12 protein-coding genes are annotated in these 16,299 nt (G+C 47.1%); 1 reads left to right on the top strand and 11 read right to left on the bottom strand.

What is annotated here, in order from left to right; all coding sequences use genetic code 11:
* Nucleotides 1-20: 20 nt before the first annotated feature.
* The 10 genes from C825_RS11710 to C825_RS11665 form a co-directional block, all read right to left on the bottom strand.
* On the bottom strand, nt 21-1,541 hold the full coding sequence (locus tag C825_RS11710) for a 4Fe-4S binding protein (protein WP_010802591.1): 1,521 nt from the start codon (nt 1,539-1,541) through the stop codon (nt 21-23).
* A gap of 112 nt (nt 1,542-1,653) precedes the next feature.
* The gene (locus C825_RS11705; protein WP_007658531.1) at nt 1,654-2,406 is read right to left on the bottom strand and encodes a LytR/AlgR family response regulator transcription factor; all 753 of its coding nucleotides are present in this window, start codon (nt 2,404-2,406) and stop codon (nt 1,654-1,656) included.
* Between the two features lie 7 nt (nt 2,407-2,413).
* Nucleotides 2,414-3,436, bottom strand: a complete 1,023-nt coding sequence (locus C825_RS11700; protein ID WP_010802590.1) for a sensor histidine kinase — start codon at nt 3,434-3,436, stop codon at nt 2,414-2,416.
* A 137-nt stretch (nt 3,437-3,573) separates the two neighbouring features.
* On the bottom strand, nt 3,574-4,929 hold the full coding sequence (locus C825_RS11695) for a TonB family protein (protein ID WP_010802589.1): 1,356 nt from the start codon (nt 4,927-4,929) through the stop codon (nt 3,574-3,576).
* 65 nt (nt 4,930-4,994) lie between these two features.
* Nucleotides 4,995-5,153 (bottom strand): energy transducer TonB, encoded by a 159-nt coding sequence (locus C825_RS11690; RefSeq protein ID WP_232434124.1) that lies wholly within the window; start codon nt 5,151-5,153, stop codon nt 4,995-4,997.
* Between the two features lie 14 nt (nt 5,154-5,167).
* A complete protein-coding gene (locus C825_RS11685; RefSeq protein ID WP_007658535.1) occupies nt 5,168-6,208 on the bottom strand; it encodes an immunoglobulin-like domain-containing protein in 1,041 nt (346 codons plus the stop codon).
* A gap of 19 nt (nt 6,209-6,227) precedes the next feature.
* Complete coding sequence (locus C825_RS11680) at nt 6,228-7,646, bottom strand: energy transducer TonB (protein WP_010802588.1); 1,419 nt, start codon at nt 7,644-7,646, stop codon at nt 6,228-6,230.
* A 625-nt stretch (nt 7,647-8,271) separates the two neighbouring features.
* Nucleotides 8,272-10,773, bottom strand: a complete 2,502-nt coding sequence (locus C825_RS11675; RefSeq protein WP_228100159.1) for a carboxylesterase family protein — start codon at nt 10,771-10,773, stop codon at nt 8,272-8,274.
* A gap of 4 nt (nt 10,774-10,777) precedes the next feature.
* Entirely contained in the window at nt 10,778-12,361 is a 1,584-nt protein-coding gene (locus tag C825_RS11670; protein WP_010802586.1) for a sulfatase family protein, read from the bottom strand.
* Between the two features lie 10 nt (nt 12,362-12,371).
* Complete coding sequence (locus C825_RS11665; RefSeq protein ID WP_010802585.1) at nt 12,372-13,781, bottom strand: sulfatase family protein; 1,410 nt, start codon at nt 13,779-13,781, stop codon at nt 12,372-12,374.
* Between the two features lie 157 nt (nt 13,782-13,938).
* Here C825_RS11665 and C825_RS11660 point away from each other — a divergent pair, with 157 nt between their 5' ends.
* Nucleotides 13,939-16,011 carry a DNA topoisomerase 3 gene (locus C825_RS11660; RefSeq protein ID WP_010802584.1) on the top strand — a complete coding sequence of 691 codons (2,073 nt, stop codon included), beginning with the start codon at nt 13,939-13,941 and terminating at the stop codon, nt 16,009-16,011.
* Here C825_RS11660 and C825_RS11655 read toward each other — a convergent pair.
* Nucleotides 15,989-16,297, bottom strand: coding sequence for a type II toxin-antitoxin system RelE/ParE family toxin (locus C825_RS11655; protein WP_010802583.1), 309 nt, complete (start codon nt 16,295-16,297; stop codon nt 15,989-15,991). The genes C825_RS11660 and C825_RS11655 overlap by 23 nt on opposite strands.
* Nucleotides 16,298-16,299 lie beyond the last annotated feature (2 nt).

Genomic DNA, 16,299 nt, shown 5'->3' with positions numbered 1-16,299 from the left:
GTCTATTCTTTAAAAACGGATTAAATAACTCGATGTCTTTCATGCCCTTCCACATAGATAGCCGTAAACGGACGCGACGGGCAGAGATGTTCGCAAGCACCGCAGCCGATGCAACGTTCGGTATTAATGACCGGTATCTTCAGGGATTTCGGATTATCCGCATCAGATGCAACCATTTCTATCGCGTTCGTCGGACAATGCCGGGAACAGTTACCGCATTCGACACCGTCGGTCAGCGGGATACAGTTCGCTTTCACCCATACGGCATGTCCTATCTGGACAGATGATTTATCAGCTTTCGTTATCGGCTTGATGGCTCCTGCCGGACAGACTTCAGAACACTTTGTACATTCGGGACGGCAATAGCCCCGCTCATAAGACATCTCCGGCTGCATCAATGTCATCAAGCCACCGGAAGGACGCAGGACATGATTCGGGCAAACAGAGATACAAAGCTGGCAGGCCGTGCAATGCTGCCTCATATTCCGTATGCTCAATGCTCCGGGAGGGACAATCGCCGTCAGTTTTTCCTGTTCTTTCCGTTCTTTGATAGGTGCCAGTCCCCCGTCTCTTTTCATGATAACCTCTTCCCCCTTTTTCTCCTGGGCTTTCAGGGCACTCCCCATCATAACCAGAGCTGTTGCCGACAAGGCCCGGCGACGGGAAAGGTTCGTTTTATCTTCCGGTTCAGGTTTCTCCGTGCCGGTTGCCTGTTTCTTCGTTTTCCATACCGGTGCGTAAGTTAGCGCATTCTTACGACAGGTATCCAGGCAATTCATACAGGCTACGCAACGGCTGCCATCGATTTTATGTTCCTTGCTGTCGATGCAGGCTGCTTTACACTGGCGGGCACAAAGGCCGCAACTGTTACATTTATCCGTATCTATCGTGACACGATACAAAGAATAACGGGAGATAAATCCCAACACCGTACCAACCGGACAAATCGTATTGCAATAAGTACGCCCGTTACGCCAGGCCAATACGACAAGAACCACCAGCGTAGCCAAAGCCACCAAAAACGTCGGCAGACTCTTCATCCATACATCCACCTCATAAAAAGCATAACTCTCCACCCGTGCCGCCAGATAAGCAAATAAATTATTCCCCCACATCCAAAGCGGCTGAAACAAATTATTAGCGATACGCCCATACGCACTGTAAGGAGCCAGCAAAGCAACCAGAGAGCCTACCCCCGCAACCAACGCCAGCACAAAAACGAACAATACTCCGTAACGTAACCAGGACAACGCCGGCGAATAAGAATAAGGCAACTTCTTCCCTCTCCTGCCAATCCGCGCAATAACATCCTGAAAAACGCCCAACGGACAAATCACCGAGCAGTAAACACGTCCGAAAGCCAGCGTCAGAAGGACTAAAAATAACACAACACCCACATTCAATGCCAACACGGCGGGTAAGAACTGAATTTTAGCCAGCCACCCGAACCATCCGTGCAACGTCCCTGTAAAGTCGAGGAACAGTAGAGTGATAAGCACGAAACATAAGGTAGCCGCTATCAGTCTGATTTTTCGTAACATCATGTATCCTATTATTGATTAATAATCCGGTACAAATATGCCGGATTTTTAATATAAAAGATACAGACGTCTCGTCAAAACGAAAAAAAAGGGAATAATCGCGAAATGCCGGTCAATCATTTACCAGCCACGCTTTAAACTCGGATGCTTTATTCTTGCTGACATAGATACGTTCGGGAACCTCCACATCGAGCGTCACCAGCAGACGGCTGTCGAACCAGATAGTGATGTTGGATATACTGTCCCTGTTTATGATGAACTGTTTGTTCGCCCGGGTAAAATCAGCCGGATTAAGGGACGGCATTATCTGTTCCAATGTTCGGGAATACGGGTAACTGGCTCCGTCTTTCAGATAGATGGAGGTATTTTTGCCGGATGTGTAAAAGCAGGAAACATCCTTCAGGTTGACCGGCAAGAGCTTGTCCTTATAAGGGACCAGCAGTTTATCCTTGTATTTAGGGGCAGGGACCAGCCGGGTTAGCTGTGACAGGTATTGGAGAATATCCTGCCGGTTCAGTTTGCCGTATTTATCCAAAGCATGCCTGATATCTTCGACCTTAATCGGTTTCAGCAGATAGTCGATGCTGTTCACTTTAAAGGCCTCTATCGCATACCGGTCGTAGGCCGTCGTGAAAACGATAGGCGTTTCAAGTTCTATTTTATCAAAGATATTGAAGGCCGAACCGTCGGACAGGTGTATATCCATAAATATCAACTCCGGAGCCGGGTTCGACTGAAGCCAGTGGACGGTCTGGGTGACACTTTCAGTATTCCCGGCAATCTGTATATCCGGGGCAACCTCCATCAATATATCCACCAGGTTTTCGTAAGCTGCTGTTTCGTCTTCTACAATCAACACGTTCATACAAGTATCATTTTAAAGGGAGACAGACGCGGAAAGTTTCTTCTGTCGATTCTATCCGTATCTGCTTATTCATTAACAAAGTAAAACGGTTCTCCAGGTTCGCAAGTCCTGTTCCGTTGGTATCGGGAGCGGACAGCTTCGGATAGACCGGGTTCGATACGACCAGTTCGTCCTGTTCGTTCAGCACGATTGAGATTTCCATTTTATGTTCGCTGTCTATCCTGTTATGGACAACCACGTTATCCACCAGAGGCAGCAAAGACAGAACAGGCAGCATCAACAAATCTTTCCGTTCTTCTTCCACCCGGACTGAAAAGGTCAGTTTATTCGCAAAACGTACTTCCATAACATACTGGAAAGACAGCATAAACTCCAGCTCTTCCCGCAATGAGACTAACCCTTTCCGGTCACTCTGAAGGATATAGCGGAAGATATCGGACAACTGATGGACATACATCAGCGTCTTTTCGTCATCCTTTTTACGAATCAATGAAGAGATGCCGTTCAGCGAATTAAAAAAGAAATGCGGATTAATCTGGTTGGCCAGTGCATCGCAGCGGCTTTGCAGATTTTCAAAACGCAAACGCTCTATCTCCGACTCCTTCTCCCGCTGCCGGGAATACAACATGGAAATATATCCGATAAACGTACAGAGAAAACATGTCACGAAGAACTGGAATATCAGAATACTGCCCAAAGCATCCGTATGAATACCCAAAGAAGAAACCCCGTACGATATGGAGGCATAAAGCAGGTAAGCGATAAAAGAAAACAGGAAGTTACGCATCAGCCGTTGCTTGAACAGGGTAGCCGGCATCTTCTTCAGATTATAGCGTATCAGCAAACTGATTAATCCCCAGAAGAAAAGGAAGCGATACACAAAAAAGGAAAGAAGACCGGTAACGCCAGTCCCCTCCACATATTTCAACTCCCAGGGGATACAGGCGATGTTTGGGTATATGATAAAAACCGTACTAATCAAGCTGACCAGCGGAAGTCTCCGGGCAATATAGGTATCAAACGAATCCATAGCATCTTATTTCCTGTAACAAAGAAAAACAAAATAATCGGCACTTCACAATCCCCAGGTAGGAAAACGAAAAAAAGCAGCGTGAAGACGAAAAGAAAATCACTGTCAGAATACCGGAAGGCGTTTTGACTAATTTCTTATTTTCCCGGGTCTGTAAATATAACAGGAACAGTATATCGACATTTCATAAAACGAGGTTGCTGATAGTAACCGACAGCCGGTTTCCAACGTGGCATAAGCCGAAGTACCCGCAAAGCCTCTTCATCAAATGCAGGAATATTGCTACCACGAACAACTTCAATATCCTCCAACTCTCCATACGTATTTATAGTAAATGTACAAGTAACCCTCACATTCTTATTCGAACCGATATACGAAGAAGGATATTGTAGATGTTTCCTGATAAACTCTAAACAGGCAGCACTACCGCCGGGAAACTCCGGCATCGATTCATAATCGACAAACAGCTGTTCTTTCTGTTTATCCCATGCTTCGCGTATTTTCTGCCGGGTATAATGATGTTGCGGACGAAACGAGACATAAACAGCGTACATACATTCCACCCGTTTGCCGGCTTTATCATAGGCCGGAAGCCAATGCGACATTGTATTTATCAGACGCTTTACCTCTTTTTCACAGGCCGGCTCACTACTTTCCAGCGTGAAAACATCTTTTGCCATCCCCATTGTGTCTATCGTAAACTGGCAAACGGCGTAACCTCCTCTGTTTGCTTTTAACATATCTACAGGATACTCCATCTTATCATAAAAATACTTTTCAATATCTACAAAACCCGGAAATTGAGGCACCTCACTTAACTCCACCGGATTTTTCAGTTGTAATCCCAGCTGCCAGATGCCACGATAAACCGGATTACGGACTGTATCGACAGGTTCTTTTTCCAACTTCTCCAAAAGGGCGGCAGCAACCTGCTTCGTCAAAGTCCAATCAGTCTCATTCCTGACAATCCGGCTGTAAACGGAATCTCCCAGGTCGGTCAATTCGCGGCACAAAGAACCGGCCTCAGGTGCCCATTTCAAAGCGACGTTCACTTTTCCACAAGTATCCGTCGAAGCGAAATAACAGGTATACCCATCCAGTCCGAGACTATACCCGTCTACATCTTCTGCCAGCAGGAGGGCACGGCGGAACAGATTCGAAAGCAGGTCGTACAACTCCCGGTCAGCCGGTGCTTCCATCGTTTTAGCAGATAATCTGTCTGTAGAATAATGAAAAAGACGATGGCCCTCAATCGCTTTGAACCGATAGATATCGTCCAACTGCTCTATTTCCCAGGCTTTACAATCATCCATGCAATCCTTATTCATAAAGAAAGCCTGCGGAGCGGAAGAAAATGTCGTACGCAGGAAGTTAGTACCAACCATTTCGGCAGAAAGAGTATCGTGAGTGAGTTCAAGATACCGGTCTTTTACCTGTGCACCCAAATCGGCCAACGAAAACAGGTACACGAATAGAAATCCTATAATTCGCATAAACAGGCCCTCCAATTAGATATTATACGGTTTCCAAATATACAGAAAATCCCATGCCTCCCATCTCATTCTTGTCGGTTATTTTCTTCTTTATAGAAATCTACCGGAACGGTATATTTTACTTTTACCGGTTTACCACGCTGTTGGCCCGGTATCCATTTCGGCATTTTCCGGACGATACGGATTGCTTCGTCATCGAGTTCTTTATACGAAGAAGAATGAATGACCTGAATGTCACTTAACGAACCGTTTCGGGAACAGGAGTTTTGGTAACCTGTGCCAGTTCCTGTTTGCTATCCGACAGGCGAAAATCTGCCATCATCAACAGTTTGTCACCAACGTGCATATCACCGACGGTAACCTCATAGAAAAAGCGGTAACGTCCGGTATGGTTCGGATACACATCGGGATAAAGAAAAGCAGAAAACTCCCAACTATCTCCATTCTCTACCCCATAAAGGATATCGACTGCAAAATCATTGATAGGCAGTTTGCGCCAGACACCTTTATCGTCTTCATAGGTGATATAATAATGTGCACCGCAACAAACAGGACCTCCGCTATGATTGTATAAGATAAATTTTACCTGCTTGGTTTCCGTTGAATAAACAGTGTATTCAGGACGAAGAGCAACGCCTTTTATATCGTTCACTCCTACTGTTGTATTTACAGGGGGCACCTCAGGACCGGTAAAACGGAAAGCCGGGGAATCCATCACTTTCTCACGAAATTCTTTTTGCTTCTCAGGAGTATTGACAATCAGGCATACCTCGATAGCATGTGCTCCAACCCCGGTACTTTTCACATTACGCATCACAGAAGTTCTTTCGAGTTGCCGCCATCGTTCAGTCAGTTTTTCGTTAATTGCTAAAAGTTCTTTTTGAGTATAGGTCAAACCTGGTTCGACAATGAACTCCTTCGACCCCAATATCTCTTCCAGTTGTTTACGGACAATGGCAGAGTCACCTCTGATTTGGATAACCAACGTATCCCGGTCATTAATATAGACGCCGCCGATAAAGTCGGGGCAATTCTTGCTCTCGACCGAAAAACCAATAACACCGGGAGGGTTATCGCCATAGAGTTCACTCAGCTTATCCAATAGCCGCATCGGAACTTCCTGGGCAGAGACTTCCCGGTCTGACATATTGTGAGCTGGAGTCTCACAAATACTGTCTGTCGACATCGTGTCCGCCAATTTACGAGAAGTGGAGATGTTGCAGGAGAAAGCAAACAACAGACCACCGATACATACTGATAAAAGAAGTCGATTTTCCATACCTCATCTGATTTATTGATTATCCATTACTCGCCTGCTTCTTACGGAAAGTGACCGGAATGGTGTATTTCGTCCTGACTATCTTCCCATGTTGTTTGCCGGGGTTCCATTTCGGCATTTTCCGGATGATACGGATTGCTTCGTCTTCCAGTTGCTTATCGCCTTTGGAACGAAGAATCTCGATATTACTCAACGAGCCGTCCCTCTCAACAACAAAGCTAAGAGTTATCCGGTCTTCCTTGCCAGTTGCTCTAACCTCTTCCGATACAGCATTCTCTAAAAACGCCAGCATACCCGGCTGACCACCATCGGGAAACTCCGGCATTTGTTCCACCACCACAAATACCTTAGTCTCTAATTCCTGTTCCAGTTCACGTTCTTTCTGTATCAGATATTCCTGTTCAGATATTCCTTGCAGGATATATTCGGGAATGGGAGTTTTAGTGGCATGTGCCAGTTCCTGTTTATCATCAGAAAGGACAAATTCTGTCATCAGACGTACGTTATCCCCTATACGAAGGTCTCCAAGGGTGACATCAAGAAAAAAACGATAGCGTCCGGGAAGGTTCGCATGCACTTGAGGATAAAGAGAAGCGTCAATAGTCTTATGCTCCCCATTTTCCGCACCATAAGCAATCAAGACTACGATTCGGTCTGTAGGTAGTCCGCGCCATACGCCATCCGTATCTTCATAAGTGATAGTATAATCTCTACCATAATAAACCTTATCACCGCTATTGTTATACAAAATAAAAGAAGCCTTCTCCGCATCGGTCGGATAAACCGTATACTCCGGACGAAGAGATATTCCCCGTGTATCATTACCCCCCACCATTGCATTTTCGGCAACCTTCTCCGGCCCGGTAAAACGAAAAGCGGGGGAATCCATTACTTTCTCACGGAACTCTTTCCGCTTCTCCGGCGTGTTAAGCATCAAACGGATTTCTATGTCATTGATTCCAACACCTGTACTTACCACATTCTGCATAACAGGCGTTTCCTTCAATGCTTCCCATCGTTCGCTCAGTTTGTTCTGAATAACAGCCAGTTCCTTCTGCGTGTAAGCTCCGGCCGGTTCTACGATAAACTCTTTCGAATCCAGAACTTCTTCCAGTTGTTTACGTACGGCGGCAGAATCACCCCTAATCTGGATAACCAGCGTATCCCGGTCGTTGATATAGACACCACCGATAAAATCGGGACAATCCTTGCTTTCTACCGAGAAACCGACAACTCCGGGAGGATTATCTCCATAAAGTTCTCCCAGTTTATGTAGCAATCGTATCGGTACTTCCTGTGCAGACATCTCCCGGCCCGTTATCTTACCGACACTGTCTGTCGGCATTAAATCCGTCTGCTTGCGGGAAGTGGAGACATTGCAGGAAGAAACAAGCCACAAGCAACTGAGACATACTAGTGAAAGATAGTAATTCTCCATACCGCTCTTTTTAATTTGTTTCCAAATATACGGAATTAAAGATAGGATAATGCTTATCTCCGGCAAAATCATGTCCAAATAGCGGAACAAACACGCTATTCCGTGACCACAACGAGCATAAATCAACTGGAAAAAGTGTTAAAAGTCACCATTTTTGAGTCACAAAAGAGACATGGAAAGCCTCTTTTTGCCGTCATTGGACTGACGAACGACCAGGTAAAACCCGCCATAAGGGATTTGGATATAATCTATCAAAGAAAGGTTAACAACCTAACAGATAATAAAATAACAAAGTCTACCTCTTAATTCTACACTCCCGTTTTAAGAATCGGGGGCGGATGGGGCGACAAAAAGGCTTTTTGGGAAACTTCTGTATAGTGTGTTCCTTGTTCCTTCTACGAACTGATCGTAAAAGGAACAAGGAACATCTTATTATAAAGTTTTCAAAACCCTCTTTTTGCCGCCCCCATCTGCCCCCGAATAGATTGGCTGCGGCAGCTATTTTATTTGATTGCAGCAGCCACCGGAAACAGCTGCTGCAGCCAGTGAAAACAGTTGGGGCACCCATTTTTTTTATCCGCGTTATCCGCGTCTATTTAACTCATATTCTAAAACGCCCTCCTCTTCATTCCGTTATAAAACAACCGTCTTCCACACTCCAGTCGTTGCCGAAGAAACCGGATACCTGGATGCCATGAATACCTTCTTTCAACATATCGACATTGAATATCAGTAAATCGGGAAAGCCGGTAATGCCGGAAATATAGTCGTTCGGATAAGTTGCTTTCATGCCTTCGATGCCTGTTCCGGCCACTACACCGACACTGGCAGTTGGACTGTCGGGACGCGGGTAGACGAAATAAGTTCCCAGGTCGTTGCCTTTAAGCACTTTGTCTCCCATGCGGATTTCTCCCTTCAAGACTTGCACGGGGGCGTTCTTCAGGAGCTTGTTCCAGGCTTTGTTGTTACTGGCATTTCCATAAAGCACCACATTCCGGTCTGCATAGGCGGAAGGGATGAAATCTTTGTCGGCAATCACGTCGATAGAGCCATTGCCCCTGTACAGAAAAGTCTCCGCATCAAAGCGGGCCTTGTTCTGATACCAGGTATTTTCTTCCTTATTTCCTCCGGTAGCATATACAAATACAACACGATTATCGAATGCCTGCTTGAAGCCGCCGTAACGGGAAGGATATTTCTCCGTTACCGGAATCTCTTCCACCAATGACCATTTGCCGGAAACCTTCTTCAGCACAGCCGGCCGGGTTCCGTCTACCGGGATTGTTTCGTTATCGATAGTGATGCTGGCTTCTGCCGGAAGTTTCAGAGCCGGAAAATCGAATGTAAGCGATGCCACATTGGACGTCGTACCCGAAATACCGTTGTCCGTCTGTTTGAAGGAGACGGAAGAAAAATCGTAAGCCGTATCCTGCTGGTTGATGGTCACCCAATAATCTTTGGCAGAGATAGCCGGGGAAGCGGTATGGAACTCCAACTGTTTCACTTTGTCGGCAGACGGTACACTGTGCCAACGGAAGTAATCGAAGATTGGTTTCCAGTCAACGCTTTCATTGCTATACCAATGGGAGCCGCCCGGATATTCATAATAACAGAAGTCGGGATGGAAAGTACCCAGTATTTCACGCATGCGGCGAACCTGTTCGATAGGAACGACATTGTCCGAATCGCCGTGAAGAATGTAAATGCCCGATTGCAGGAAGTTCTTTCTCAAATCGAGGACACGTCCGGCATTGGCCGCCTGGCAAATCATCGGGAAATGTTTCTCACCGACATTCGCAGCATCCGCATTCGGCCTTGAATATTTGGCAATATCCGGATAGCTGGCGCAGGGAGCGATAGCGGCAAAACGGTCGGGATAGGTTACACCCAGGAACCAGGTTCCGTGGCCTCCCATCGAATGCCCGGTAAGATAAGTATGGGCGGGGTCTGTCTTAAAGACCTTTTCTGCTTCAGCAAGCACTTCCATCGCGTCGATACGTCCCCACTCTTCCCAGTTGAAGCCGAATGGGCGGCGGTTGGTCGGGGCAATGATATGTCCCCAGTCCTTCGGCGCATAGGCACGGGCCTGGTTGCGGGCCTCCACGGATGCGCCGTGGACGGACAGGAACAATGCCTGGTTATCGCCCTGCGTAGTAGAAGGATTCACGCTGTAATACTGCACGCTTCCGTCCACATCGCTGATAAAGGTACGTTCGTGGATGGAAGAAGCATCTTTCTGTTGCAGGGATATCTCCGTGCGGTCAATCTCTTTGCCGGATTTGTCCTGCAAGAGAACAGTCGCCTTCGTCTCCCCCTTCTTTGAAGAGGTAGCGCCGGGGATACGGAATTTCACTTTGCGGACCATCATAGGCATGACATCGTCCGTCGTAAGGGTCGCAGACTCTCCGTTTTCCAGCGTACATTGTATCTTCAGTCCGGTAAGAGCTTTCTCCTGTGCATTGACGATACGGATGGCGGCCCATTTCTCTCCTTCCCCGTTGATAATGTCGGGAAGGGTCATATCCCTCTTTGTCAGCATCACCGGCTTGGAGGGGATAATCAACTTGGCTTCCACCCTGCCGAAACGGCCGGGAGTGAATATAAACTCATTCATCCCTTTCTGCATCCGGAAAGGAATCAGCGTATAAGCAAAGTCGTAATGGTCGCCCTCATGAGGCATACCATTGATAAAGGTACGGGTATTCCCGCTTGATTCGAGCAAGGCGATCTGAGGTTTATCCGCCTTATATTCCGTAAAAACATAGGCACGGCGTAAAGCACGGTTGGCGAACTTTCCGGTAGAGTCGGCCTCGATAGGAGTCCATTGCACGGCTTCGCGGGTCCGTCCGTAATTTGTTGCCGTCAGGTCATTTCCGGAAGGAGCCTTGAACTTCCCGGTCGCGATCTCCCAACCCAACCCATCAGAGGTCGTAAACAAATAACCGGAAGGAGCCGTCACCGGCAAGAAATACCCCTGCCGGAAAGTGTGCAATATCATACCCTCGTCGACACGTTCCACACGCTCTTTTCCAAAATACTCGACGATGTTCCCTTTTGTCTGTTGCGCCGCCAAAGGGGATACCCCCAGATACAGGCTGGCGACAGCCATTAGATAAATTTTTTTCATTTGATTACCAATAATACTGGTCCATAATCTCTTTCATCCGGGGAGTATCGGCATCGGTGTCGCCGACTTCCTGACGGAGTGTCAGCAATTCCTGTTTCATCTCTTTGATGATATCCTGATACTGCGGTTCATTGTACATATTCTTATCTTCTTTCGGGTCGACTTGCAGGTCATGAAATTCCCAGGCCGGTGTTGTCGGAGTTTCTTCCGAGCCGGTTGCATTCAGCCGGTCGCCGTAAAGGAACATCAGTTTATACCGTTCGTTGCGGATACCCATGTGGGCAGGGCGGATGGAATGGTGTGTCCAGTAACGGTAATACATTTCCTTACGCCAGTCGGCCGGTGTTTCACCTTTCAGGTTCTGACGGAAACTTTCTCCCTGTGATTTTTCCGGCGCCTTGATACCCGCGTAATCAGCAAGTGTGGCAGCGAAATCTACATTTAGGATAATATCTTTGTTGCGTGTTCCCGCCGGAATCTCTTTCAGATAACGAATCACGAAAGGCATGTGCAACGGTTCTTCATACATCATACGTTTATCGAACATGCCATGTTCACCCAGGAAATATCCCTGGTCGGAGACATAGACGATAATTGTATTCTTGGCCAGTCCTTCTTCATCCAGCATCTTGAGCAAGCGTCCGATGTTGTCGTCGATAGTCGCGCCGCAACGCAGGTAATCTTTAATCATCTTCTGATAGATTTTCTTGCGGGCAGCCACTTTATCCATACCTTTCGTAGAGAAAGGCAGTTCCGGATATTGGCACCACCAGGCGGCAGGGTCTTTCGATGCGGTTTCCCAACGCCATCCCATATTCTCCAGCTGCTGGCCCTGGAATGCCCTCCCGGACGTTTCCGGTCCGAACTCCATCATACTTTCCGGTTCCGGAAAGACAACATCATCGTACAGATGCTTCATCCGTTCCGGAAAATCCCAGGGTTCGTGCGTTGCCTTGAAATGACAGCACATCATGAACGGTTTGTTCTTATCCCGGTTGCGTATCCAGTCGATGGTCTGGTCGGTAACGATATCGGTAGAGAAACCTTTTACCTCGGTGCCTTGCTTGCCCTTATCGTCGTCCACCCAGTTCTCGGCAGTCTTGAAGATCGGATTGACATATTCCCCCTGGTCATGGAACACATTGAAGTGGTCGAAGCCGGCCGGTTGCCTTTTCAGATGCCATTTACCGATCAGGGCGGTCTGGTAACCGCCAGCCTGCATTTGCTTGGCGATATTGTCGACTGCCGGGTCCAACCCGTCCTCCAACGTATAGACACCGTTACGGTGGCTGTATGCCCCGGTCATAATAGCGGCACGGCTCGGTGCGGAGATTGAGTTCGTACAGAAACAGTTATCCAGCACGCAGCCTTCGGCGGCCAGGCGGCGGATATTCTCGTTCTTCACATAGTCGGCCAGAATACCTCCATAGATACCCCATGCCTGGCCTGTATGGTCGTCAGACAGGATAAAAAGAATATTCGGACGTTCTTCCTGGCTTTTCTCTGATTTATTGGCCGAGTTACAGCCAATAAAAGGCAGGCATGTTGCCAACATACCTGCTTTTACAATTAGATTAGCGTTTCTCATTTTTATATTATTATTTCAGTTTTCCCGGTTCGCGGCGTCCTGTTCCCTTCACACGTGTCAGGTTATCTCCCAGGTCTTTACGCATATCGTCGGCAATCTTCATCAGCTTGGCTGCTTCTTCCGGATATTGGGAAATAACGTCGTAACGTTCTCCCGGGTCACGGCGCAGGTCATACATCTCGGCTTTCTTCAATTCCAGGTTTGTCAAATCTCCCGGCTGTCCGTCGTTACCCGGCACATAAGCGCCGTAAGTGACATATTTATGCGGGAAGACCAGCTTGAACTTACCGTCCGTGACTGCTTCCAAATCATTTTTGTGATAATAATAAACGAACGATTCGCGCGGGTTGGCATCTTGCTCCCCTTTTATCAAAGACAGGATGCTGACACCGTCAATCTTACGCTGGGGCAGCGGTGCGCCGCTGATATCGGCCAATGTTGGAAGAAGGTCGATGTTGGAAGCCAACTTGTTACAGGTTGTTCCCGGCTGGGTTACTCCTTTCCAGTACATCACGCAAGGGATACGGTTACCTCCGTCGAAAGTGGTAGCTTTAGCCTCACGCAATCCGCCGGCCGAACCGGCATGGTTACCGTAGTTCGCCCACGGGCCGTTATCAGACGTAAGGACAATCAGTGTATTTTCTTCCAGCCCCTGTTCGCGGAGTGCTTTCAATACTTCACCGACACTCCAGTCCAGTTCCATCATGACATCGCCATACAGTCCCTGTTCGCTCTTTCCTTTAAACTTGTCGGAAACGGCCAGCGGAACATGCGGCATGGAATGTGCCAGATAGATAAAGAACGGTTTATTCTTGTTCTTCTTGATGAAATTGACCGTACGGTTGGTATAATCCGTTGTAAACTGTGACTGGTCGGTGTTATAACCGATAATCTCATTTCCGTCATAAGTCGGCAGGTCCGGGAAATTGAACACTTCTCCCTGTTGCGGATGGAAAGGCCACATATCGTTTGAATAAGGCAATCCGTAATATTCATCGAAGCCGTTCTGCAAAGGCAGGAACTGTTTAGCATCTCCCAGATGCCATTTACCGAAAACAGCGGTACTGTATCCTTTCTGCTTCAGCAACTCTCCTATCGTCATTTCGTCCGGACTGATACCATAATCAGAACCCGGTCCCGGCGCACCGGCAAATCCGATACGGTTCGGATAGCATCCGGTCAGCAGTCCGGCACGTGAAGCGCCACTGATAGGTTGTCCGGCCAGAAAATGAGTGAAGCGGACTCCCTCAGCTGCCATACGGTCGATGTTCGGCGTTTTATATCCGTATGCGCCATTATAAGAAAAATCCCCATAACCGGCATCATCGAGGTTGATGATAATGAAGTTGGTGTAGTTCGCGGCCACACCAACCATAGAAAAAGAAGACGCGGCAGCTAATAAAAACAATTTACTGTTCATGATATTATGTTTCTTGTTAAACTTTACGACCCCAAAGAATAGACAAAGTTCGTAAAGTTTTCCAAAGAAACAAATATTCTCTCTTGAACTTTCTTTATGGAAATCTCAGTAAGAAAGCGTACATTTGTGTGATTTTTACGAAAGGATTAGATTGCAGATGAAAGTATGTATTGCTGAAAAACCGAGTGTGGCACGAGAAATTGCCGAAGTACTGGGGGCTACAAAAAGAATGAACGGGTATATTGAAGGAAACGGATATCAGGTTACCTGGACATTCGGACATCTGTGTACACTCAAGGAACCTCACGAATACACCGACGACTGGAAACGATGGAGCCTGGGAGCACTTCCTATGATTCCTCCCCGTTTCGGTATCAAGTTGATTAGTAACCCGACCTACGAACAACAGTTCAAAGTGATTGAAAGCCTGATGCAGAATGCAGAGATGGTCATCAACTGCGGTGATGCCGGCCAGGAAGGGGAACTGATTCAACGTTGGGTGATGCAGAAAGCCGGCTGTAAATGCCCGGTTTACCGTTTATGGATATCATCCCTTACCGAAGAAGCCATTCGCGAAGGTTTCCAGCATCTGAAAGAACAGACTGAATTTGCCAAACTATATGAGGCCGGATTATCCCGTGCCATAGGCGACTGGTTGCTGGGAATGAATGCAACCCGATTATATACAATCCGTTACGGACAGAACCGGCAGGTACTTTCTATCGGCCGCGTCCAGACACCGACACTGGCACTGATTGTAAACCGCCAGGCAGAGATAGATAATTTCAAGCCCGAACCTTACTGGGAGTTGAAAACCGTCTACCGGAATACGACCTTCTCCGCAACCAAGGGTAAATTCACCAAAAAGGAAGAAGGGGAAGCCTTCCTCGAAATCGTACAGCAGGAAGACTTTACCGTCACCGATATTTCCGAAAAGAAAGGGAAAGAATACGCTCCCCGCCTTTTCGACCTAACCTCGTTGCAGGTGGAATGCAACAAAAAGTTTGCATTTACCGCCGACGATACATTAAAACTGATTCAGTCATTATATGAAAAGAAAGTGACCACCTACCCCCGTGTAGATACCACTTTCCTGAGTGATGATATTTACCCGAAAGTTCCGAATACACTGAAAGGGCTGGTCGATTATACCGAGCTGACGGCTTCCCTGTTGAATGCCAAGATTCCCAAAAGCAAAAAAGTATTCGACAACTCAAAGGTAACCGACCACCACGCCATCATCCCGACCGGTGTACCCGCCCGTAATCTGACGGAGAATGAACGGAAGGTATATGACCTGGTTGCCCGTCGTTTTATCGCCGCCTTTTACCCGGACTGTGAAATCTCCACTACAACCGTACTCGGTAAAGTGGGTAAAGTAGATTTCAAAGTAACCGGAAAACAGATATTAAAACCGGGATGGCGCGTCGTATTCGGTGCGGAGCAAAAGGACCCGGATGCCGAACCGACCGAGGAAGAAGGCGTATTGCCGGACTTCACCAAAGGAGAAACCGGACCGCACAAACCATTATTAAAGGAGACCTGGACGACTCCGCCCAAGCCTTATACAGAGGCTACATTGCTCCGTGCAATGGAAACGGCCGGTAAGCTGGTCGATAATGACGATTTGCGTGATGCCTTGAAGGAAAACGGTATCGGCCGCCCTTCCACCCGTGCAGCTATCATTGAAACGCTTTTCAAACGTAACTATATCCGTAAAGAACGAAAGAACCTGTTCCCTACCGCCACCGGAAAGGAATTGATAGGTACAATACACGAAGAGTTACTGAAAAGTGCCGAACTGACCGGTTTATGGGAAAAGAAACTGCGTCAGATAGAACGTGGAACTTATGAGGCAAAAACATTCCTGGACGAACTCAAACAGATGGTCCACCAGGTAGTCATCAACGTCCTTTCCGACCAGTCCACCCGCACCATCACCATCGAGGAGGCCGCCAAAGAAGCACCGAAAGAGGAGAAAAAAGAAAAGAAACCCCGCAAGCCGCGTGCAAAAAAGGAAGAGGCTCCCAAAGAGAAAGCAGTCCCCCAACAACCGGCAAAACCGGTTTGCCCCATCTGCAAGAAAGGAAACATCCTGCGAGGCAAAACAGCCTACGGTTGTTCCGAATATAAGAATGGTTGTACATTCCGGCTGGATTATGCGACTTATGGGGAAGGGTTATCGGATGAGGAACTTATTTCTGTAATCAATCAAATTCAGAAAGAATAAATTTAAGAGTTTGAGGGTCCATACGGTTATCCCAAATAGTCAATATTTGTATTTGATTATTTTTTACCCGATAGTACATCGTATTATAATATGTTATCAGACATTGACACACCTCTTGGCTATCTTCGAACAAAGGAAATAAATCAGGAGTTATACTTATTAACTTCAGACAACGAGTTATCTCTGAAAGAAAGTTCTTTTTGATAACTTTCCCCCATGTTATATCAAGATATTCAACAATATCATCCAAACGCTCCCGAGCGAGAGGGGTAAAATAAATATCCATGA

Source organism: Parabacteroides sp. ASF519 (assembly GCF_000364265.2).
GTDB classification, from domain to species: Bacteria; Bacteroidota; Bacteroidia; order Bacteroidales; family Tannerellaceae; genus Parabacteroides; species Parabacteroides goldsteinii.
The sequence above is the reverse complement of the archived record's forward strand: the minus strand, read 5'-3'. Positions and strand labels throughout refer to the sequence as shown.